The organism is Vreelandella lionensis, from assembly GCF_044543515.1.
GTDB lineage: Bacteria > Pseudomonadota > Gammaproteobacteria > Pseudomonadales > Halomonadaceae > Vreelandella > Vreelandella lionensis.
On sequence record NZ_JBITWC010000001.1, the window covers coordinates 51,580 to 73,166 of the forward strand.

At 57.5% G+C, this 21,587-nt stretch carries 21 protein-coding genes; 10 read left to right on the forward strand and 11 right to left on the reverse strand.

From position 1 onward, the window contains the following. Positions 1 to 71 precede the first annotated feature (71 nt). The 5 genes from ACIGG6_RS00280 (at position 72) to cysZ (ending at position 4,968) form a co-directional block, all read left to right on the forward strand. Positions 72 to 1,190, forward strand: a complete 1,119-nt coding sequence (locus tag ACIGG6_RS00280; protein ID WP_044629311.1) for an ABC transporter permease subunit — start codon at positions 72 to 74, stop codon at positions 1,188 to 1,190. Continuing rightward, positions 1,190 to 2,602 (forward strand): phosphate ABC transporter permease PstA, encoded by a 1,413-nt coding sequence (gene pstA / locus ACIGG6_RS00285; protein ID WP_289099440.1) that lies wholly within the window; start codon positions 1,190 to 1,192, stop codon positions 2,600 to 2,602. Before ACIGG6_RS00280 ends, pstA begins: the two co-directional genes overlap by 1 nt. Beyond that, on the forward strand, positions 2,596 to 3,408 hold the full coding sequence (gene pstB, locus ACIGG6_RS00290; protein ID WP_074211262.1) for a phosphate ABC transporter ATP-binding protein PstB: 813 nt from the start codon (positions 2,596 to 2,598) through the stop codon (positions 3,406 to 3,408). Before pstA ends, pstB begins: the two co-directional genes overlap by 7 nt. A gap of 30 nt (positions 3,409 to 3,438) precedes the next feature. After that, a complete protein-coding gene (phoU, locus tag ACIGG6_RS00295; RefSeq protein WP_074211261.1) occupies positions 3,439 to 4,164 on the forward strand; it encodes a phosphate signaling complex protein PhoU in 726 nt (241 codons plus the stop codon). A 69-nt stretch (positions 4,165 to 4,233) separates the two neighbouring features. Next, entirely contained in the window at positions 4,234 to 4,968 is a 735-nt protein-coding gene (cysZ, locus tag ACIGG6_RS00300; RefSeq protein ID WP_399841097.1) for a sulfate transporter CysZ, read from the forward strand. A gap of 65 nt (positions 4,969 to 5,033) precedes the next feature. On the opposite strand, the gene ACIGG6_RS00305 is transcribed toward cysZ, so the two are convergent. The 6 genes from ACIGG6_RS00305 to ACIGG6_RS00330 form a co-directional block, all read right to left on the reverse strand. Next, positions 5,034 to 5,354 carry a hypothetical protein gene (locus ACIGG6_RS00305; RefSeq protein WP_399841099.1) on the reverse strand — a complete coding sequence of 107 codons (321 nt, stop codon included), beginning with the start codon at positions 5,352 to 5,354 and terminating at the stop codon, positions 5,034 to 5,036. Between the two features lie 575 nt (positions 5,355 to 5,929). Further along, the gene (locus ACIGG6_RS00310; protein WP_192859211.1) at positions 5,930 to 6,229 is read right to left on the reverse strand and encodes a hypothetical protein; all 300 of its coding nucleotides are present in this window, start codon (positions 6,227 to 6,229) and stop codon (positions 5,930 to 5,932) included. Between the two features lie 319 nt (positions 6,230 to 6,548). Beyond that, positions 6,549 to 7,841, reverse strand: a complete 1,293-nt coding sequence (phoR, locus tag ACIGG6_RS00315) for a phosphate regulon sensor histidine kinase PhoR (protein WP_399841102.1) — start codon at positions 7,839 to 7,841, stop codon at positions 6,549 to 6,551. 2 nt (positions 7,842 to 7,843) lie between these two features. Then, positions 7,844 to 8,533 (reverse strand): phosphate regulon transcriptional regulator PhoB, encoded by a 690-nt coding sequence (gene phoB, locus ACIGG6_RS00320; RefSeq protein WP_054640735.1) that lies wholly within the window; start codon positions 8,531 to 8,533, stop codon positions 7,844 to 7,846. A gap of 109 nt (positions 8,534 to 8,642) precedes the next feature. Then, positions 8,643 to 9,533, reverse strand: coding sequence for a 4-hydroxybenzoate octaprenyltransferase (gene ubiA / locus ACIGG6_RS00325; protein ID WP_399841349.1), 891 nt, complete (start codon positions 9,531 to 9,533; stop codon positions 8,643 to 8,645). Positions 9,534 to 9,571: 38 nt separating this feature from the next. Then, complete coding sequence (locus tag ACIGG6_RS00330; RefSeq protein ID WP_399841106.1) at positions 9,572 to 10,144, reverse strand: chorismate--pyruvate lyase family protein; 573 nt, start codon at positions 10,142 to 10,144, stop codon at positions 9,572 to 9,574. Positions 10,145 to 10,231: 87 nt separating this feature from the next. Here ACIGG6_RS00330 and ACIGG6_RS00335 point away from each other — a divergent pair, with 87 nt between their 5' ends. The 4 genes from ACIGG6_RS00335 to yccS all read left to right on the forward strand — a co-directional run bounded on the left by ACIGG6_RS00335 (position 10,232) and on the right by yccS (position 14,497). Then, entirely contained in the window at positions 10,232 to 11,428 is a 1,197-nt protein-coding gene (locus tag ACIGG6_RS00335; protein ID WP_399841108.1) for an NAD(P)/FAD-dependent oxidoreductase, read from the forward strand. 95 nt (positions 11,429 to 11,523) lie between these two features. After that, entirely contained in the window at positions 11,524 to 11,796 is a 273-nt protein-coding gene (locus ACIGG6_RS00340; protein WP_018918476.1) for an HU family DNA-binding protein, read from the forward strand. After that, the gene (locus ACIGG6_RS00345; protein WP_399841111.1) at positions 11,796 to 12,152 is read left to right on the forward strand and encodes a hypothetical protein; all 357 of its coding nucleotides are present in this window, start codon (positions 11,796 to 11,798) and stop codon (positions 12,150 to 12,152) included. The genes ACIGG6_RS00340 and ACIGG6_RS00345 overlap by 1 nt, the downstream gene beginning before the upstream one ends. A gap of 137 nt (positions 12,153 to 12,289) precedes the next feature. Next, the gene (gene yccS / locus ACIGG6_RS00350; RefSeq protein ID WP_399841113.1) at positions 12,290 to 14,497 is read left to right on the forward strand and encodes a YccS family putative transporter; all 2,208 of its coding nucleotides are present in this window, start codon (positions 12,290 to 12,292) and stop codon (positions 14,495 to 14,497) included. Positions 14,498 to 14,524: 27 nt separating this feature from the next. Here the strand turns inward: yccS and recG are convergent, their stop codons facing one another. Then, a complete protein-coding gene (gene recG, locus ACIGG6_RS00355; protein ID WP_399841115.1) occupies positions 14,525 to 16,603 on the reverse strand; it encodes an ATP-dependent DNA helicase RecG in 2,079 nt (692 codons plus the stop codon). Continuing rightward, a complete protein-coding gene (locus ACIGG6_RS00360; protein WP_054640733.1) occupies positions 16,600 to 17,529 on the reverse strand; it encodes a hydrogen peroxide-inducible genes activator in 930 nt (309 codons plus the stop codon). Before ACIGG6_RS00360 ends, recG begins: the two co-directional genes overlap by 4 nt. A 149-nt stretch (positions 17,530 to 17,678) precedes the next feature. Between ACIGG6_RS00360 and ACIGG6_RS00365 the strand changes: the two genes are divergently transcribed. Then, complete coding sequence (locus ACIGG6_RS00365) at positions 17,679 to 18,560, forward strand: SDR family oxidoreductase (protein WP_399841117.1); 882 nt, start codon at positions 17,679 to 17,681, stop codon at positions 18,558 to 18,560. A 79-nt stretch (positions 18,561 to 18,639) separates the two neighbouring features. Here ACIGG6_RS00365 and ACIGG6_RS00370 read toward each other — a convergent pair whose 3' ends face one another. From ACIGG6_RS00370 to rpoZ, 3 genes are all read right to left on the reverse strand, one after another. Further along, on the reverse strand, positions 18,640 to 19,029 hold the full coding sequence (locus ACIGG6_RS00370; RefSeq protein ID WP_083025411.1) for a RidA family protein: 390 nt from the start codon (positions 19,027 to 19,029) through the stop codon (positions 18,640 to 18,642). Between the two features lie 93 nt (positions 19,030 to 19,122). Further along, a complete protein-coding gene (locus tag ACIGG6_RS00375; RefSeq protein WP_253503290.1) occupies positions 19,123 to 21,255 on the reverse strand; it encodes a RelA/SpoT family protein in 2,133 nt (710 codons plus the stop codon). A 26-nt stretch (positions 21,256 to 21,281) separates the two neighbouring features. After that, positions 21,282 to 21,542 (reverse strand): DNA-directed RNA polymerase subunit omega, encoded by a 261-nt coding sequence (gene rpoZ / locus ACIGG6_RS00380; RefSeq protein ID WP_062375190.1) that lies wholly within the window; start codon positions 21,540 to 21,542, stop codon positions 21,282 to 21,284. Between the last annotated feature and the right edge of the window lie 45 nt (positions 21,543 to 21,587).

Below are 21,587 nucleotides of genomic sequence, written 5' to 3' on the forward strand. Positions count from 1 at the left end.
TGACGTAGGGTATAAAGCTTCGGCCATGTACGTACTTTTTGCTACGGCACTCGTTTCTTTATGATGTCGACATGACTCCTCCACGGCTTCCTTTTTTGCGTCAGCCGCTGCGCCTTATCCACGACCGTATTGCGACCGGGCTAATCACCGCCGGTGGTATTGGTGTTCTGTTGGCTATCCTCGCCATTGGCGTGTTCCTTATTTGGGAAACACTGCCGCTGCTGGCGTTTGGTGACGCGTTTTCGCTCAGCACCTTATCACCGCTTGCCTGGGGTACTCTTAAAGCAGCCCTCGCCGCGATGCTATTTGCCACGCCTATTGCGCTGGGTGCGGCCATGTATTCGGCGCTGTTTATGTCGACACGACTGCGCAGCCGGGTAAAACCTATTCTTGAGCTGATGGAAGCCATCCCCGGCGTGGTGGTGGGCTTTATTGCCGGGCTACTGCTAGCGCCGTGGGTAGAGCGTCACTTAGCCAGCACTTTGCTAGTGATCGTTTGGCTACCGCTTAGCGCCGCATTGGCAGGCGGGCTCTGGTATCTCGCCAACGCCCGCCTGCGCCAGTGGCTGCCGCTCTCTTGGGCAGGCGTCTGGCTGATGCCGTGGCTGGCCATCATGGTCACGCTGGCCTTATGGCTATCTCCGCTGATGGAGCAAGCGTGGTTCGGCGGCGATCTTCGCCGCCTGCTCGACCAACAGTACGGGCTGGACTACGCCACTCGCAACGCGCTAATTGTGGGGATTGCCATGGGGTTTGCGGTGATTCCCAGCATCTACTCGCTGGCAGAAGACGCCCTTGCCGATGTGCCCGCAAGTTTAATGGAGGGTGCCCAAGCACTGGGGGCCAGCCGCTGGCAGGCGCTGTGGAAGGTGGCGCTCCCCACAGCAGGGCCAGGGGTCTTTTCAGCGGTAATGATTGGAGCCGGGCGCGCTGTGGGCGAAACCATGATTGTATTAATGGCCAGCGGCAATACCGCGCTCTTTAGCGCCAGCCCCTTTGAAGGGCTACGCTCGCTTTCTGCGTCTATTGCGATTGAGCTGCCGGAAGCTTCTCCCGGAGGCCTTACGTACCATCTACTGATTTTTGCCGCGCTATCCCTGTTTATCTTCACCTTTTTAGTCAATACGTTAGCGGAAGTGGTACGCCAACGTCTGCGGCGGCGCTATCAGCGTTTAGGAGGTAAACTCTAATGCGCTGGTCATTTCGTCCATCTCGTATCAGCGCTATGGGTAGTCTGCTGTGGCCCTGGTTGTGTGCCGCTAGCGTTGCCTTGTCGCTGCTGATGCTCGCCACGCTGCTCACCCTGCTCGCCACGCGCGGACTTGGCCACTTTTGGCCCGCCGCGCTGGAAGAGGCCACCCTTCACTCAGGCGAAACGGTCATCGGCCAGCCGGTGCGAGAAACCCCTCTGCCTAACACAGCGGGCATAGAGCGGCTCTACTTTACCGGCAACCGAGATATCGACGGCGCAAGCTGGCGCTGGGTGGCCCTGGACGATATCGACACCGTCGCCGTGCCCGACGACCTCATCCGGTTAGAGCGCTCCCCCTGGGGCGACTTTATTGGTCGCCTGGAGGCCGTAGAGATCGAAGGCCAGCGTTTTGAGGATGACGCCGCCTGGGCGTTTGTCGCTCGAGCCCTGACACTGCCCGACAGCCAGCGACCTAACGCACAACTCCAACTGACCGCCGCCAATGGGCACACCATTACCCAGCCGCTGTCGGGCGTCACGCTTTTTCAAGCGCCCAACGCCATGTCCTGGGGGCAGAAAGTCGTCGTCTGGAGTGAGCGCATTTGGCAATTCCTCAGCGAAGGCCCGCGTGCAGCCAATACCGGTGGCGGCGTTTGGCCCGCTATTTTCGGGACGGTGCTGATGGTGATCCTGATGTCGGTCATCGTGACACCGTTTGGCGTGCTGGCCGCCATTTATCTGAATGAAATCGCGCACCAGAACCGCCTGACCCGCTTAGTGCGCATCGGCGTGCGCAATCTCGCGGGGGTGCCCTCGATTGTTTATGGGGTGTTTGGCCTTGGGGTCTTCGTTTACGGCATCGGCGGCTCCATTGACAGCTGGTTTTTTGAGGATGCGCTGCCCTCGCCCACCTTTGGAACCGGCGGCCTCCTCTGGGCATCGTTGACCCTGGCGCTGCTAACGCTGCCGGTCGTCATCGTAGCCACCGAAGAGGGGCTGGCGCGTATTCCCGACGCCCAGCGGGAAGGTGCAGTGGCGCTGGGTGCCACCCGTTTGGAGATGCTGACCCGCGTGGTACTGCCCATGGCGACACCAGCGATGCTCACCGGTGTGATTTTGGCGGTAGCTCGAGCCGCAGGGGAAGTCGCCCCGCTGATGCTGGTGGGCGTGGCGAAACTGGCCCCGCAAATGCCCGTCGATGGCGAATTTCCCTATCTGCATCTAGAGCGCAAGTTTATGCACCTCGGCTATCATTTATTTGATACCGCTTTTCACGGTGAAGATGTCCAAGCCGCCATCCCACTGGTATTTGCCACCGCTCTGCTGTTAGTGCTGATTGTGCTGGTGCTTAATCTAACTGCCATATTTCTGCGTCATTATTTAAGGCGTCAACGAGGGAACGAATGCTAGCGTTATCGTCCGCCAACCCAACTCAAGCACCGGTAACTCGATTTTCAGCCGAGACCTGCTGTTTGAGCATCAACCAGTTTCACCTCGCTTATGCGGGGAAAACGGCGTTGCGCGACCTAACGCTTGACGTGCCTCGCCATCGAGTCACCGCGTTCATCGGCCCGTCGGGCTGTGGCAAATCTACTTTGCTGCGTGCGATTAATCGGCTGCATGACCTGAATGAGTCGGTGACGCACCATGGGCAAATCCAGTTAGAAGATCAGGACATCCACGCCCCGCAGATGAACGTTACCGAGCTGCGACGCCGTGTGGGCATGGTGTTTCAAACGCCTAATCCATTTCCGATGTCGATCTATGAAAACGTGGCGTTTGGGCTGCGCCTGCAAGGGCGCCTGCCTAAGCGCAAACGCGACGATATTATCGAGTGGGCGCTCACCTCAGCCGCCCTGTGGGATGAGGTGAAAGATCGCCTGCACCGTTCTGCGTGGCAGTTATCCGGTGGGCAGCAGCAGCGCTTGGTAATTGCCCGCACGCTGGCCGTACAGCCCGATGTATTGCTATTGGATGAGCCTGCCTCGGCGCTCGACCCTATTTCTACGCTTAAAATTGAAGAGCTAATTCGTAACCTGAAATCCCAGCTCACGCTGGTACTGGTTACCCACAATATGCAGCAAGCCGCACGGGTATCCGACTACACGGCTTTTTTGCAGCAAGGTGAACTCGTTGAATACGGGCCAACGGATCAAGTGTTCACCAACCCGCGTTTACAACGCACTGAAAACTACATCACCGGCCGCATGACCTAGGCCCAACCGACGTTACGTCAGGAGTGCTCAATGGATATTACGAGCGATAGCCACAGCCAGCATATCTCTCGCCAGTTCAACCAGGAGCTGGAAGAGCTGAAAACCCACCTGATGGCCATGGGCGGTCTGGTGGAAAAACAGGTACAAGACGCCGTTCACGCCCTGTTGGAAGGCGACAGCCGTCTGGCCGAAAAAGTGCGTGACAACGACCGCCAGGTGAACGACCTGCAACTGCAGATTGATGATGAGTGTACTCGCGTCCTGGCCCGCCGCCAGCCGGCCGCCTCGGACCTTCGTCTGGTGCTGGCCGTTATTCGTGCCACCTCAGACCTTGAGCGGATTGGCGATGAGGCCAGCAAAATTGCCCGCAACGCCCTACTGCTGAGTGAAAACAGCGGCGGCATTCGTGGCCTGGTCGAAGTGCGTCACATCAGTGAACACGTGCGTAAAATGCTGCGCGATGCACTGACGGCTTTTGCCCGCTTCGATACCGAACTTGCCATGCAGGTTGTGCGTGAAGATGAGTCGGTGGATGACGAATACGGCAGCGCCATGCGCTCTCTAATGACCTTTATGATGGAAGACTCCCGCTCTATTAGCTCCGTCCTCAGCATCATGTGGGTACTGCGGGCACTAGAGCGTGTGGGCGATCACGCCAATAACCTGGCAGAGTACGTGGTCTACCTGGTGAAGGGCCTGGATATTCGCCACAGCGACCCCGACACCTTAGATCAGAAGGTGCTTAAAAAGTCTTGACCTAGCAGGTAATTCCTCCTGCAATACGCCCAGATGACACATCTGGGCGTTTTTATTTAAGGAGCAAGCATGGTGGATGCAATAACGGCGCTGAGCCAAGGCACACGTTTGGTGTACCAAAAAGGGCTGCGGCGCTACATTTTTCTGCCGATCCTGGTCAATCTCATCGTGTATGCCAGCATGCTAAGCTTGGTGCTCAACCGCTTTGATGGCTGGCTCGACAGTGCCATGACCATGGTCCCCAGCTGGTTGGAGTGGCTCTCTTGGCTTATCTGGCCGCTCTTCTTCGTTAGCCTCTTGGTGGTGATCTTTTTTACCTTCACCCTGGTGACACATCTGATTGCCGCGCCGTTTTACGGCTTTTTAGCCGCTAAAGTCGAGCGTCAAGCCACAGGACGGGAACCGTTGGATGATCGCGGGCTAGCTAAAACGGCCATCGATGCACTGGGTCGCGAACTGGTCAAGCTCGGCTATATTCTGCCGCGCATGGCGGCGCTGTTTATTCTCAGCTGGATACCAGGCCTCAATCTGTTGGCACCGGTCTTGTGGGCACTGTTTTCCGCCTGGGTGATGGCCATCACTTACCTTGATTACCCGATGGATAACAACAAGGTCACGTTTCGCGATATGCGCAGCCGTCTTTCGCGCCGCTGGTGGCCAAGCCTCACCTACGGCGGGCTGATCATGCTGGTCACCTGGATCCCGCTTGCCAATCTGTTTTTAATTCCTGGCGCCGTAGCGGGGGCGGTGCTGATGTGGGATGGTCACTACCGTGACACCCAAGATGTTGTCGCAAGTCGTTAGAACACACAGCCATACGCAAAAAAACCCCGCCGGAGCGGGGTTTTTTGTGGAATTAATATCAACGCTTACCAACGAAGATCATCACCTTCATCACGGTTCAGCTCGCTAGCATCATAGCCAGCTTTACTGGTAGCCACGCTGTTGGAATCGCTGACGCTACTTGAAGTGGAGTAGTCCAGCGTATCGCCTTCATCATGGGTCAAGTCACTAGCAGAGTACTGAGCCGGGCCTGACGTATTGTGCGAGCTAGGCTGAATCACATCGTGTCCTGCAGAGCGGTCTTTGTTGAGTTCAATGGATGTTTGGGCAAATGCCATCGGACTTGCTACCAAACCAAAAGCAACACCTAACACTGCAGATTTTTTAGCTAACTCTTTGAAAAACATAAATTACTACTCCTTTAACATTGAGCCAGTCGACGTAGGGTGGAAACCAATTAAGCGCCTACGACTAATGGCTAACTTTACATCTTGGCAATGCATACGTGATGCCAAAAATACTAAATTAATTAAATATCTTTTAAAAACATAAACTTATTTATTTTTAATTGCGCGCAATATAAAGCTGCAAAATCATCATTCATACAAATATATTGTGTAATAATGGCACATGCGTCGGTTAAGTGGCGCAAATTGACTCACTTGCCTTGCTGCCCAACCGCTTCATTATCCCCGCTAAGAGGGCAGCCATGCCATTCGCTGGGGTTTATGTGTTAGGCACAAAAAATTAGACCCCGCAGGGCGGGGTCTTGAGAACTCTTACTTTTACACGATACTTACATCTGGCTTCCAATCCTTTTGCGGGGCTCCAACCTTGGAATTTACCCTGACCAGTGTATTGATCGTTTTTGATTCATTCCTTGAATCATTGAGCATTCTTGCGATGAGACATCCTTGCCTCTCTAGTTGCTCACTCCTTAAGCGTAAGAGTTTTTTACAGCTTTGCAAAGAAATGTTACTTGTTACATACCACTATTTTCTTCTGGGAGTTCTTCGGTGCTGTCATAGGTAGCATCCGAGTCATCACTCATGGAGTTTGGTTCCATGTCGCTGGCGTTATCACCCTCGTCATGGGTTAAATTTTTCTTGTCATGATCAGACGGCATAGCTGAGTCGTTAGACTGAGCTTCGACCGGCTGCTCATCTGGAGAAATGTTGTCTGCCGGATCTGCAGGCTCTTGAGCAAATGTCAGTGGGCTTGCTACCAGACCAAACGCTACACCTAAAATACCAGCTTTCTTGAGTAGTTCCTTGGACATCATATTCCGCCTCCTCGATCGCTGTGAAATACCGCTATTTAAGGAAGAGTGACATCTTGTCTTACCAGTTCCTGCGGTAATCTTCCTTGACAAGTATATTGCAGCCGATATGCCAAAAACTCTTAATAGAAATAAAATCTATTTATATACAGACACTTATAAAAATAACCACTATGCCGATTAACCCTCTAGCACTGGCTTAAGTAGATGATTAGTTGGCTACATATGACACATGCGCGGTGTTTGACCATGCTTGCATGCCAATATGGCACATTTATACATAATTTATGCAAGCCAAGACGAAGAGTGGTATGACACCGTGTTAGCTGTTAACGACACGGGAGGGCGGGAAAACACAGCGGAACAACGCCCCCTCACCGGGTAACGACTCCACTTGAAGCTGTGCATCATGGCGCAGTAGAACGTGTTTAACAATGGCAAGGCCAAGACCAGTACCGCCAGTGGCCGTACTGCGCCCTTTATCAACGCGGTAGAAGCGCTCGGTAAGGCGCGGGATATGCACCGGATCAATCCCTTCACCATCATCATCCACTTCAATACAGGCGCGGCCATTGGGCATTGCGACCCAGCGGAGAGTGATCTGGCTGCCAGCAGGCGTATAGCGCACTGCGTTAAACGCTAGGTTTGAGATGGCGCTGCGTAGCTCTTGCTCGCTGCCCACCAGGCGCGCCTCGCACTCCAACGCCACCTGAACGCTATGCTGCTGGTTCGAGAGCGCCAGCGCATCCCGGCGAATGCTCTCAAGCATCGACCCAACCTCAAGCGGCTGATGATCTTCGCCGCCTCGGTCAATCTCCAGACGTGACAAAAGCAGTAGATCATTCACCAGGTTCTGCATACGCTTGGTCTGCTCTTCCATCTGACCAATGCCTTTACTCAGGCGCGGTGGCAGCATCTCTTTAAGATCGCCGTAGGTTTCCAGATAGCCGGAAAGCACGGTGAGTGGGGTGCGCAGCTCATGGGAGACGTTAGCGACGAAGTCGCGGCGCATCTGCTCTAGGCGATGCAAGCGGGTAATATCCCGCGCCATAACCAAGCGCTCGTCGTCGCCATACAGGGTGATTTGGTACTGCAGAATGCGACGCTCATCAATGGGCGAGGTGAGCGTGAGCGGCTCGCTGTACTCACGGGCATTAAAGTAGCTGATGAAACGCGGGTCGCGCAGCAGATTAGTAATGTGCTGACCGCGGTCATGGGCGGTCTGCAGGCCTAGCATGTCGGTGGCGGCACTGTTCCACCACTCTAAATCACCGTGGCGATCCAGCATCACGACGCTATCACGCATCGCTTCCGAGGATTCTTGAATACGCGCGAGGGTTGCTCGCAGCCGGCTTTGCGTAATGCGCTGGCTTTTTTGGTAACGGTAAAGGCGATCGAATAACTCGCCCCACATGCCAGTTGCCGCAGGAGGCTCATCGTGCGGGTTGAGCGTTAGCCACTTGAACAGCGCCCTAAGCTGGCGGAGTTGATACACCAAACAGAGCGTTAGACCCGCAGCTAACCCGAAACCGGGGTAACCCAGCAGCCATCCCAGGCACATCCCCAGGAAAGCCAGCCAGATAATTCGCCACAGTTCACGGCTCCACAGACGCACGATTACACCCGAGCAGAGAAACGATACCCAGTGCCCCGCACTGTTTGAATCAGATTCTGATGCGCTTCACCTAGCGCTTTGCGCAACCGGCGAATATGCACATCCACCGTGCGCTCTTCTACATACACATTGCCGCCCCACACCTGATCAAGCAGCTGGCTACGGGTATAGGCGCGCTCTTGGTGAGTCATAAAGAATTGCAGTAAGCGGTACTCGGTAGGGCCCATCTCCAGCGCTTTGCCATGGGCGCTGACGCGATGGCTCACTGGGTCCAGCAGCAATCCATTGATTTCGATGGGGTCTTCCACACCGCGCGGGGTCGCCCGGCGCAGCACGGCTTTAAGACGTGCCACCAACTCGCGGGGGGAAAACGGCTTGGTGATGTAGTCATCCGCACCCGCCTCCAGGCCCTGAATTTTATTATCCTCTTCGCCTTTGGCGGTCAGCATAATAATGGGCAGCTCAGCGGTGGCCTCTTCGCGCTTGAGACGACGGGCCAGCTCGATGCCGCTGGTGCCCGGCATCATCCAGTCCAGCAGCAGCAGGTCGGGCTGGTGGTCAACCACCATCGCATGGGCATCCTGGGCGTTGTCCGCTTCAAGCACGCGATAGTCAGCCATTTCCAGCGCCACAGCGATCATCTCGCGAATGGGCGCCTCGTCATCGACAATCAGTACGGTCTTGGCGGTCATCCAGGGCCTCACGGTGTTCTATGAAAACTCGTTTATACAAAACAGTTCAATGACATGTCTGTGACGATGACACCATGACTTAATGACAATTCTATGACACCCAGCATAATTAGCCAGCTGCAGGCCACCAGCTCAGAACAATTCCGGCAAACACCAAGAGCCCTGACCAGTGGTTATTCAGAAACGCCTGGAAGCAGCGGTCGCGGTCACAGTGAAAAATTAATCGCTGCTGATGAGCAAACGTCGCTGCCATGCCCGCCAGACCCAGCCAGAAAAAACCGCCTAACCCAACCCGCAACCCCACCCAGGTAAGCAACGCCAGCGTAGCAAGCTGCAGCAGGCCAATGATGAAACGGTCGGCGCTGCCAAACAGCACCGCGGTGGATTTAATGCCGATTTTCAGATCATCGTCACGATCCACCATGGCGTATTGGGTATCGTAAGCCACCGTCCACAGCAGGTTAGCGCTAAATAGCAGCCAGCCTTCCAGCGGCACATGCCCCAGTACCGCGCCAAACGCCATCGGGATCGCCCAGGAGAAAGCCGCCCCGAGCACCACCTGGGGAAAGTGTGTGTAGCGTTTCATAAACGGATAAATAAATGCCAGCAGCACACCCCCAAGCGAGAGCAGCACGGTAAACCAGTTGGTCAGCAGCACTAAAATAAAGGCGGCGGCCACCAGTGCCACAAATAGCAGCTGCGCTTCGGTTTCGCTGATCCGACCGGTGGCCAGTGGCCGCTGCTTGGTACGCTTAACATGGCCATCGAAGTGGCGGTCGGCGTAGTCGTTCACCACGCAGCCTGCGGCGCGCATCACATATACCCCGGCAATAAAAATCAGCAGTACATCGCGGCCCGGCACGCCCTCTGACGCGACCCACAGCGCCCACAGCGTTGGCCACATCAGCAGCCAAGTGCCAATGGGCCGGTCCAAGCGCATTAACTGTAAGAAATCTGCCAAACGGGCCCACCCGGTCGGGCGCAACAGAGAACGGTCCATGCTCATGCTTACCTCGTCAAAAAAGCTGCTGCGTTAGCCTAGCGCGACGGAAGGCCCAGCGCATCCGCCATGGTAGATAAAAAATACTCCTGAACCAGTAACGAAAGCCCACCATGTTCAAAGACAGAGCGCCGCCCCCATAAGCTATTGGCCGATAGCCCCGGCTGCTGGTGGGTAAAACGTGGCGGTGTCGCCGTGGCTTCCAGCGGCCCGCGAACCAAGTCGGGCTGCTGAAATAGCCAGCTGCCTAACGAGCGCTCGCCCAACTTCCCCAAACCTTTTCCCTGTAGCTGGTGAAGCGGGGCCACCGAACGCGCTACCACCCACGGCGTTTCATCAACACACAGCGCCACCTCGCGCAGCCACGCGTAGCGGCGAGGCGCGATGCCTAGGGCCAAGGCTTCATCGCGCTGGGGCAGGCCAATGGTTTGGCGCAGCAAGCGCACCCGAAACGTTCCCGGCTCGCCTGCTGCCATGAGGCGCGCGGTTAAGGAATCCGTGGACGCTATCCACTGCCACCAAGGCGCACTCATGGCTGGCTGAGCGGCTGCCACGGGCAGCCACTGAGGGAAGAGCGAAAACGCAGGAGTGGATAACACAGGGGCGGTCACCTAAGCCTCCAAGGCGGTCAATTCAGAGCGGGCTAGTGTAACATGGTGGCTTTACAGGCTTTTGTTCCTCCGACGTTTGGTGACGGTATGCCCGACTCACACACGACATCTTCCAGAACACCTCACCACCACGCCGCGCTGGTGATTGTGGGCACCGGCATGGCAGGCGTTGGCCTGGCCCGCGCGCTGCGCCGTCAGGGAGATACGCGCACAATCACGCTGGTCAGCGCTGACAGCGGTGATGATTACAGCAAACCGCTGCTGTCGACAGGCTTCGCCAAGCGCTTGAGCCCTGACAAGCTCGCCCAGCGCAGCGCTGAAGCGCTCGCCGATGAATTAAACGCGCACATTGTTACCCACACCCACGTCACGCGACTGGATGTGGATAACCACGTGCTGCAACTCAGCAGCGGAGCAACGCTTAGCTACGATGAGCTAGTGCTCGCCACCGGCGCGGCCCCTCGCACGCCGTTTCGCATACCGAGCGAGCTGGCCGAGCGCTGTTTTACCGTTAACGACTTAGATGATTACCGCCGCCTACACGAAGCGCTCAATCAGCCTACTCGCGTCGCGATTATTGGCGCCGGATTAGTCGGCTGTGAATTCGCCAACGACCTGCACGCAGGCGGGCACCAAGTTACCGTGATTGCGCCAGAGAGCGCCCCTCTGCCGCGCCTACTCCCTGAGCGGCTGGGTAGCGCACTGGCCGATGCGTTTCAAGAGGCTGGTATTCGTTTAGCGCTTGGACGCACCTTAGAGACATTATCCCAAGATGCAGACAACGCTTTGACGCTGCAACTCGACAATGGCGAGCGCCACACGGTAGATATCATCCTATTCGCGACCGGTTTGGCACCTCGCACGCAGCTTGCTGAAGCGGCAGGGCTGAGTGTTAGCCCCAGCGGCATTCAGGTTGACCGGCAGCTACGCACCAACCAGCCACATATTTATGCGTTAGGCGATGCCGCGTGTATTGATGGGGTGAACGCCATGTATGTGCAGCCGCTGCAAGCAAGCGTCAAAGCCCTGGCAGCTACCCTTGGTGGCACCCCAACGTCTGTTAGCTTCGGCGCTTGGCCAGTCGTGGTGAAAACCCCGCTGCTACCCGTGGTGGCCTACCCTCCCACTCAGCCCCCAGAGCGCTGGCGGTTTGAGGGCGACGGCAATGATTTCACCGCGTTAGCGGAAAATAAAGACGGACGTTTGATTGGTTTTGCGTTGACAGGCGGCTGCGTGAGAAGGAAAGTGGAGCTTTCCAGAGCTGCCCCAGGCCTGCTAGGCTGATTTTCGCCGCATTCACGACTAGGCTAAAGAAGCGCTGCCTGCTGGGTAGGCTACCAACAACATTGATGTTTGTTTTCCACAAGGGAGATTCCTTTATGCGCAAACCTGAACTCGCTGCAGCCATCGCTGAAAGTGCTGACCTTTCCAAAGATAAAGCTGGCCAAGTCCTCAATGTCATCCTGGACGAAATCACCAACAGCGTTGCCAAAGGTGAAGATGTAGCGCTGATCGGTTTTGGTACGTTTACCGTTCGCGAGCGCGCTGCCCGCACCGGTAAAAACCCGCAAACCGGCGCTCCGCTGCAGATCCCGGCCAGCAAAAACGTCGCGTTTAAGCCAGGCAAAGCGCTCAAGGACGCCGTTTCCTAATGAAGCTTTCGCTGACGCTGTGGCTATTGGGCTTTATGCTCAAGCGAGCCCTGCGCCGCAAGCCGCGCTTTCGTGAGCAGCTTGAACGCATGCGCGGCCTCGACTGGGGTGTTGCCACGGAAGACCTAAGCATTGCCCGCTACTACCGGATGGCGCCCCACGGCATCACCACGGGAAAAGGGTTGCCCGTTGACCTGGATCTTGAACTACGTTTCCGCGACAAAGACACCGCGCTGCGCATTCTCAAGAAACCCACCCAGCAGGCATTTTTAGATGGCATGGTGGCGGGAGATGTTCGCCTAGTAGGCGACTCCGCCGATATGAACAAGCTGCAAAAATTGCTGAAGTATTTGTAGCGCCATACGCCCAGCCGCAGGCAACCTGTTCCCCGCAGCCAAACGCTGCGGGGTTTTTCGTTAACGGCACACCATAGCCACGTACCGGCATACTATTTATACTAAAGTCTAACAATAGCAAACTCACAAGAGCCTCTATGCCCCTCTCCCTTTCCCTGCGCCGCCTTTGGACCCTAGATAAGTTCGCCTACAGCCTGCGGGTGTTTATCGCCTTCAGCGGGGCGCTGCTGTTTAGCGGGCTGGCGGGGGATGTAGCGCTGGTGATTCCGCTGTTTCTGGGCATTATTGCCAGCGCGCTCTCAGAGACCGATGATAGCTGGCAGGGGCGTTTGCAGGCCTTGGTGGTCACGCTGCTCTGCTTTGCCTCGGCGTCGTTTGTGGTGCAGTGGCTGTTTCCGTGGCCGTGGCTGTTTGCGGTGGGCTTGGCGGTGTCCACCTTTACGCTGATCATGCTGGGGGCGATTGGCCAGCGTTACGCGACCATTGCCTCCGGCACGCTGATTCTTTCGATCTACTCCATGATCAATATTGAGCAGCACGGCGGCGTGGATGAGGACGTCGCCTCGCGCCAGCTACTGCTGCTGACCGGAGCTGCCTGGTACGGGGCGATTTCGGTGGTATGGTGCGCGCTGTTCTCTCGCCAGCCGGTGAAACAGAGCATGGCACGGGTGTACAAAGCCCTGGGTGAGTTCTTGATTTTGAAATCGGCGCTGTTTGAGCCGGTACGGGGCGTTGATGTAGAGGCCCGCCGCGTGGCGCTCGCTCGCCAGAACGGCAAGGTAGTGGATGCCCTTAACCAGGCAAAAGAGATGATCTTTCGCCGCCTGGAAGGCCAGCGCGGCAGCCGTAAGCTCAACCGCTACCTGCAAATTTACTTTATCGCTCAGGATATCCACGAGCGGGCAAGCTCCACCCACTACCCTTACAGCGCACTTACTGAAGCCTTTTTTCATCACGACGTACTGTTTCGCTGCCAGAGACTGCTGGACCAGCAGGGCCGTGCCTGCCGCCAGCTAGCCAAGTCGCTGCTGCTCAACCGCCCTTTCAGTCACGAGCAGAGCGAACAGGCGCTGGCCGACCTGCGCGCTTCGATTGATAACCTCAGCGAGCGTGGCAAGCCCGAGTGGCGGCCGCTAATACGCCCGTTGAATGCGTTAGCGGACAACCTCTCCACGCTAGAAGCGCAGATTGCCAGCGTCCACAATCCGGACACCGGCAGCGAACGCCGGGACAGCGCGCTTTATGACCGCTCTCCCTCTAGCCTACTGGAAGCTTGGAAACGGGTGCGGCTGAACTTCACTCTGGGTTCGCCCACCTTTCGCCACGCGGTGCGCTTAACCACGGCACTGGTGGTGGGCTACGGGCTGTTACAGTGGATCGACCCGCAGCAGGGCTTTTGGATTTTGCTCACCACGCTGTTCGTGTGCCGCCCTAACTTCGCCACCACCCGACGCTTTCTATCCCAGAGAATTCTGGGTACGGTGCTTGGGCTGATTGCGGGCTGGGCGTCTATTAGCCTGTTCCCCCAGCCGCTCATCCAGAGCATGATTGCCGTAGCAGCGGGTGTGTCGTTCTTTGCCAACCGGGAAAAGCACTACGTGATCGCTACCGCGTCGATCACCCTGCTGGTGTTGTGCAGCTTTAACCAAGTGGGGGATGGTTTTGACCTGATCTGGCCACGGCTGTTTGATACGTTGATTGGCTCGCTGATTGCGGGGCTGGCGGTGTTTTTTATTCTGCCGGACTGGCAGGGCCGCCGCCTGTACCGGGAAGCGGCCAAGGTGCTGACCAATCACCGCCGCTATTTAGACGAGATTGTTCACCAGTATGAAGAGGGCAAGCAGGACGATCTGGCTTACCGCTTAGCACGGCGTAACGCCCATAACGCGGATGCGGCGCTCTCGACGCTGCTCACCAATATGCTCCATGAGCCGGGGCACTACCGGAAGCAGGATGCCGACAACGGGCTGCGCTTTTTGGTGCTATCCAACACGCTGTTAAGCCACCTCTCCGCGCTAGGTGCCCACCGCCATCGGCTGGCCGAAGATGAGGACGATGCCGCCTTCGTGCCTCAGGCCAAGCGGATTAGCGCCCTGTTAGAGCAACTGGCCGAGCAGTTGGATAAACGCCTGCCGGTGGCGCTATTGACCGAGCCTGCCAACGAGCTGCTGAGCCAGTTAGAAGAGCAAAGCGGCGCAGCGGAAGAGAAGGCCGTCACGCTCTATCGGCCCATCCAAAGCCAGCTGCGCCTGATTGCCAGCCAGCTTGGCCCGCTGAGCGATGCCGCCAACCGCTTAACAAGCCCAAGCGCCGAAAAGCTCCACGAGCCTAACGCGGCGGTTTAGCACCGCGCGCATACCCACGTCATGCCGCTACACCTGCCCGTAGCGGCCTGCCGCTTCACCCAGCCAGCGGCGCACCAGCATGGCTGTGACGTCGGCGTTGCCCTGCAACGCCTGGGCCAGGGCGGTCACTCGCTCTAGCTGATCGGCATCGCGCTCTAGATCGGCAATCTTCATTTGAGCAAGGCCGGTTTGGCGCGTGCCCAGCACTTCGCCAGGGCCTCGAATCTCCAAGTCTTTTTCAGCAATGCGGAAGCCATCAGTGGTTTCCCGCATCACGCCGAGCCGCTCGCGTGAGCTTTTGGAGAGCGGCGGGTGATAAAGCAGCACGCAGAAGCTTTCGGTGCTGCCGCGCCCTACTCGGCCGCGCAGCTGGTGAAGCTGGGAAAGCCCCAAGCGCTCCGGATTTTCGATGATCATCAGGCTGGCGTTGGGCACATCTACGCCCACCTCAATCACCGTGGTGGCCACCAGTAGATCTAGCTCGCCGGTCTTGAAGGCATCCATTACCTCGGCCTTTTCCGCGGCTTTCATGCGACCATGAATTAGCCCAACGGCCAATTCCGGCAGGGCTTGGGTCAGTTCTTCCCGGGTGACCTCGGCGGCCTGACATTGGAGCACCTCGGATTCCTCAATCAGCGTGCACACCCAATACGCTTGGCGGCCATCGCTGCAGGCGTTGCGGATGCGCTCGACCACTTCCGGGCGGCGCTCGTCAGAGACCACCACGGTTTTTACCGGTGTGCGCCCTGGCGGCAGTTCATCAATCACCGACACATCCAGATCCGCGTAGGCGCTCATGGCCAGCGTGCGGGGAATCGGCGTGGCGGTCATGATCAGCTGATGGGGGGTTAACCCACCCGCTTCGCCCTTTTCACGCAGGGCGAGGCGTTGGTGAACGCCAAAGCGGTGCTGCTCATCGATAATCGCCAGCCCCAGGCACTGGAAGTGCACATCACCTTGAAACAGCGCGTGGGTGCCCACCACCATACGCGCTCGGCCATCGGCAATGGCGGCTTTGGCATCCAGCCGGGCCTTGCCCCTTAGCTTGCCTGCCAGCCACGCGACTTCGATGCCCAGCGGCTCAAACCATGCCTTGAACGAACGATAGTGCTGCTCAGCGAGGATTTCGGTGGGCGCCATCATGGCCGCTTGGCAATTGCCCGCCAGTGCCGATAGCGCCGCCATGGCGGCCACTACGGTTTTGCCGGAGCCCACATCCCCCTGCACCAGCCGCAGCATGGGTGCAGGGCGTGCTAGGTCGAGGGCGATCTCTTCCAGCACCCGGCGCTGGGCACCGGTGAGCGCAAACGGCAGTTGGGCTAGAAAGCGCGTTTGCAGGCTGCGCCCGGAGGGCAGCTCTGGCGCGCCGTCAGCCTGAATACGCAGGCGCACTTCCCGCAGGCTAAGCTGATGGGCCAGCAGCTCTTCCAGGGCCAGCCGCCGCGTGGCGGGGTGAAGGCCGTGGGCAAGCTGCTCTAAATCCACGTCTGGCGGCGGCTGGTGCAGTAACTGCAAGCTCGCGTGAAGCCCCGGCAGTTGAAAGCGCTGACGCAGCGCATCGGGAATCACATCGGGCAGCGTTTCGGGGGCTTGCTCTAACAGGCGCAATGCTTGCTGGGTCAGCGCTCGCAGGCGGGTTTGGTGAAGCCCCTCGGTGGTGGGGTAAATCGGCGTGTAGTACTCCTCGACCGGCGTTTCGCTACCGCCGCTAAGCCGATACTCGGGATGATAAATCTCCAGCCCCGTGGCGCCCGCCCGCGCTTCGCCAAACGCTCGAACGGTCACGCCGGGGCGAAGCTGCTGCTGTTGGGCAGGCGAGAAGTGGAAAAAGCGCAGGCTCAAAATGCCGCTACCGTCGCGCAGGCGAATCAGCAGGCTACGACGCCGCCCCTTAACGATATCGCTGGCGGTGACTTCGCCCTCTACTACCGCTTCATGGCCTGCCCGCAGCAGGCCAATCGGGGTGAGTCGCGTACGGTCCTGGTAGCGCAGCGGTAAGTGGAACAGCAGGTCGCTGGTGCGTTCCACCCCAAGCCGAGCGAGCTTGATCGCCAGCGCTTCGCCTACGCCCTTCAGCGCCGTAACCGGTGCAGACAACTCACTCATGAGGGAGCATTCTTCTTATGCACCGGCTGCTGGCACTGGCTGATCGCCTTGGCCAAGGCATCAATGGCCTTGGGCCGTGGGAAGCTGGCCCGCCAGGCAATCGCCACTGTACGTGAAGGGGCGGGGTCCACAAACGGGCGGCTGACCAGCATGGCGTTTTCGTACTGGTCGGTGCCTAGCGCCGACTGCGGCAGCACGGTGATACCCAGCTTAGAGGCCACCATATGGCGAATGGTCTCGAGCGAGCCGCCTTCGGCAATCAGGGTGTTATTGGGGCTGTTGAGCTTCTGGGTAATCGCCGGGCAGGCTTCCAAAATTTGATCGCGGAAGCAGTGGCCTTCCCCTAATAGCAGCAGCCGCTCTTCTAATAAGTCTTCTTTATGGATCGCCTCGCGCTCGACCCACGGGTGGCTGGCGGGCATTAACACTTCAAAGTGCTCGTCGTAGATCGGCTTGGTAACCACGTCGGTTTCAGTGAACGGTAGCGCGACGATAATCACGTCCAGCTCGCCGCTGCGCAGCTTGGCCCGCAGCGTGCCGGTCATGCCCTCTTCAATATAGAGCGGCATTTGCGGCGCGGCGTTGGCCAGCGCGGGCACTAAATGGGGAAACAGATAGGGCCCGATGGTGTAAATCGCACCAATACGCAGCGGGTTCGCCAGCTGGTCTTTGCCAGCGCTGGCCAACTCATAAATCAGCCCGCTCTGCTCCAGTACGCGCTGGGCCTGAGCGACGATTTTTTCGCCCAAAGGCGTAACTTGCACCGTGGATTTAGAGCGTTCAAACAAGGGAATTTCCAGCTCATCTTCGAGCTTTTTAACGGCCACAGAGAGCGTGGGCTGAGAAACATGGCAGCGCTCGGCGGCGCGGCCAAAATGACGCTCCTGGGCAAGGGTTACGATGTAGCGAAGTTCTGTTAAAGTCATAGCGGTGCCAGTGGCATCCTCTCGTTGCAGCTCGTGACTAGTCATCGTGTTAGCGAGACGGAAAAGGACAGACAAGCCCTATTGAAGATGGCACATCTCATAGGGACTTTGTATCTGATAGGGAATATTAATCAAGAGGGGTGAGCAAGTTGAAGCTAACGATACTGATTATCGGCTGTGGAGACATCGGCGTCACGCTTGGACAAGAGCTGCTGGACGAGGGGCATCGGGTGATTGGCGTGCGCCGCCAAGCCAAGGCATTAGAGCATACCGGCATTGAGCCGTTAGCCCTTGATCTCAGCACCTTGGAAGGGGCCGACGCCAGCGCACTGCCCCAAGCCGACTACGTGATTTACACCGTCAGCGCAGACCGCTTTGAAGAGAGTGCTTACCAGAGCGCCTACCCAGACGGTCTCAAGCGCGTTCTCAGCGTCATGGAACAGCATGAGAAGCCGCCGCGCCGCATTTTCTTTGTCTCCTCTACTAGCGTCTATGGCCAGCAAGAGGGCGAAGTCGTTAACGAAGCGAGCCCCACGGAATCGACCAGCTTCTCGGGCAACCTGATGTGCGAAGCTGAGCAGGCCCTGCTGAATCACCCACTGCCGGGTACGGTGGTGCGTTTTTCCGGCATTTATGGCCCGGGGCGTGACCGCTTGATTCACCAAGTGGCGGAAGGCCGCATTGCTGCGGTGACGCCGGTGAGCTACTCCAACCGCATCCACCGCGACGACTGCACCGGCATTCTGGCGCACCTGATTCGCTGCCAGGAAAACGGCTCACCGCTGGCCGACCTTTATCTGGGCAGCGACTGCGAACCGGTCACCCTGCACAACGTCATGGCGTGGCTCGCCAAGCAGTTGAAAGTCGAATCTACCGAGACCATGCAATCACCGCTGCGCCGACGTACCAGTAAGCGTTGCGACAATCGCCGCATTCTCGAGACGGGCTATACCTTCCGCTACCCCACTTATAAAGAAGGGTATGCCCAGGTGTTGAAAGAGGGTGGATTTCTAGAGCTGCAAAAAGCTTAATTACCCTAAGCGCTATCCAAACGCAAAGAGCGAGCTGATCACAGCTCGCTCTTTTTTTATGCGCGGTTAAACGCGGCGATTAGTCGCCAATCACCATCACGGCTTCGGCTTCTACCTGGCTGCCTTTAGGCAACGCTTTAACACCCACCGCCGCACGAGCGGGGAACGGCATCGAAAAGAACTCTTCCATCACCTTGTTCACGATCGCAAAGTTGTCCAAGTCGACCAGGTAGAGGTTGAGCTTGACGATATCGCCCAGCGAGCCTGCGGCTTCTTCACACACGGCCTGTAGGTTGGTGAATACCTGACGCGCCTGAGCTTCGAAATCATCAGAGACAATTTCCATGGTTTCCGGATTAAGCGGGATCTGGCCCGACAGGTAAACCGTGTTGCCCGCTTTGATAGCCTGGGAGTACGGGCCGATGGCGGCAGGGGCTTTTTCTGTGTTGATAACCGCTTTATTGCTCATGGGGTGTCATGCTCCTGTATGAATGAAACGTTGATTATTATCACCATGGCCTACGCTGCCAGCGTGAAAAGCCAGCGGTAGGCGCATAAGCGTTTAGTTTGCAGTACGGGTAATTTTGCCAACGTTGGGCAGGTTGCGGATGCGTTTAATAATACGGGCGAGGTGTACCCGTCCTTTTACCGACAGCGTGAGATTGACGGTGGAAAGGCGCGCATCGCGCTCCTCAATGCCAATACGTTCGATATTGGCATCGGCGTCGGTCACTAAGCCTGCCAGTTCAGCCACAAGGCCACGGCGGCTTTCAATTTCGATGCGCAGCGCCACCGGGAAGTCCTCATCAATATGCTCGGACCACTCCAGGGCAAACAGCTTTTCAGGATCGTTTTTACGGTCAGCGAGGTTTTTACACTCGCTACGGTGTACCACCAGCCCTTTACCGACCGACAGATGCCCTACCACCGGGTCGCCGGGTAACGGGTGGCAGCAGCGGGCAAAGTTAAGCACCATGCCTTCGCTTCCGCTAATCACCACAGCCTTATCGCTATTGTCGGAAAGCGTCTTATCGAAGCTGTCGCCATGGGCGACATCGACCAAACGGCGGGCCACTACGTGGGCCATGCGGTTGCCTAACCCCAGCGATTCGAGCAAGGCGTCCAGCGACGACACATCCAACTCTTTGAACGCCTGCTCGAAGATGCTCTCATCCAGCTCTTCAAGGCTCGTTTCAAAAGGTGTCAGCGCTTTGTTAAGCAGCCGCCGCCCGAGCATCACCGCTTCCGCCTGTTGCTGATGCTTCAGCGCATGGCGAATGGCGGAGCGCGCCTTGGCGGTGGTGACAAAATTCAGCCACGCAAGGTTGGGCCGCGCGCCGGGGGCGGTGATAATTTCCAGCGTCTGACCGCTTTCCAAGCGCGTCGAGAGCGGTGCCAGGTGGCGGTCGATGCGGCAGGCGATGCAGTTATTGCCGATATCGGTGTGCACGCTGTAGGCAAAGTCGATCACCGTAGCGCCCTGGGGTAGCTCCATGATGTCGCCTTTGGGCGTAAACACGTAGATATCGTCGGGGAACAGGTCGTTTTTGACGTGTTCGATAAACTCCAACGAATCCCCCGCGTGGCGCTGCATCTCCAGCAGCCCTTTCACCCAGGCGCGGGCGCGGGCATGGCTGCCTTCGGCAATCGGATGCGCCGTCTGCCCGGCTTTGTAGAGCCAGTGCGCGGCAATGCCGTTATTGGCCATGGCTTCCATTTCACGGGTGCGGATCTGTACTTCAATCGGCATGCCGCGCTGGCCAAACAGCGTGGTGTGCAGGCTTTGGTAACCATTCGCCTTGGGAATCGCGATGTAATCTTTAAAGCGCCCCGGTACCGGCTTATAGAGGTTATGCACTACGCCAAGGATGCGATAACAGCTGGCCACGTCTTCGGTGATAATGCGAAAACCGAACACGTCCATAATCTCGGCGAATGGCTTGCGCTGATCACGCATCTTTTTATAGATCGAGAGCAGATGCTTTTGGCGGCCAATCACCGTACCTTTCAGGCCTTCGTCGTCCAGGCTCTGCTGTAGCGACGACTGAATTTCCCGCATGGCGCTGCGGCGATTGCCCCGCGCGCTGGCCACTGCGCGCTTGATACGCTCAGCGCGCATGGGGTGAATCGCTTGAAACGAGAGGTCTTCCAGCTCAATACGGATGGTATTGATACCCAGACGCCCGGCAATGCGTGCGTAGATTTCTAACGTTTCACGGGCAATGCGGCGTTTTTTATCGGGCCGCAGTGCGCCCAAGGTGCGCATGTTGTGCAGACGGTCCGCCAACTTGACGATAATGACGCGGATATCCCGCGACATTGCCAACACCATCTTTTGAAAATTCTCCGCCTGAGCGACGGCTTTATCTTCAAAAGTGATTTGGGTCAGTTTGGAGACGCCATCCACCAGCTCCGCCACGGGCTTGCCGAACTGGGCGGCCAGGGCTTTTTTAGAGACACCGGTGTCTTCAATCACATCATGCAGCATGGCGGCCATCAGGCTCTGATGGTCCATGTGCATGTTAGCGAGAATATTAGCGACTGCGAGCGGATGGGTGACGTAAGGCTCGCCGGAGCGGCGGCGCTGGCCGTCGTGGGCCTGCTCTGCGTAGTAGAAGGCGCGCTTGACCTGCTGGATCTCATCCGGGGGTAGGTAGCCGCCGAGTCGGTCAGCTAGGTCATCAATGGTGAACATGTACCGCGCCTCTAATCGGTGCTAGCTTAATCGTCGATTTGAGCGCTAGGCGTCATAGCAGGACGCGCACGCACAGGAGCTTCAACTGGCTCGTCCAAAACGGTGTGGTCGACCAGGCCAGCGGCGATTTCACGCAGCGCCATCACGGTCGGCTTGTCGTTTTCCCAGGGCAGCAGTGCATCGCGGGAACCGCGAGCCAGCTGGCGAGCACGCTGGGTGGAAATCATCACCAGTTTGAAGCGGTTTTCTACATTTTCGAGACAATCTTCAACGGTTACGCGAGCCATGGGGGCCTTCCTGTAATAACGACGCCGGGCCGGCGTTGTTGGATA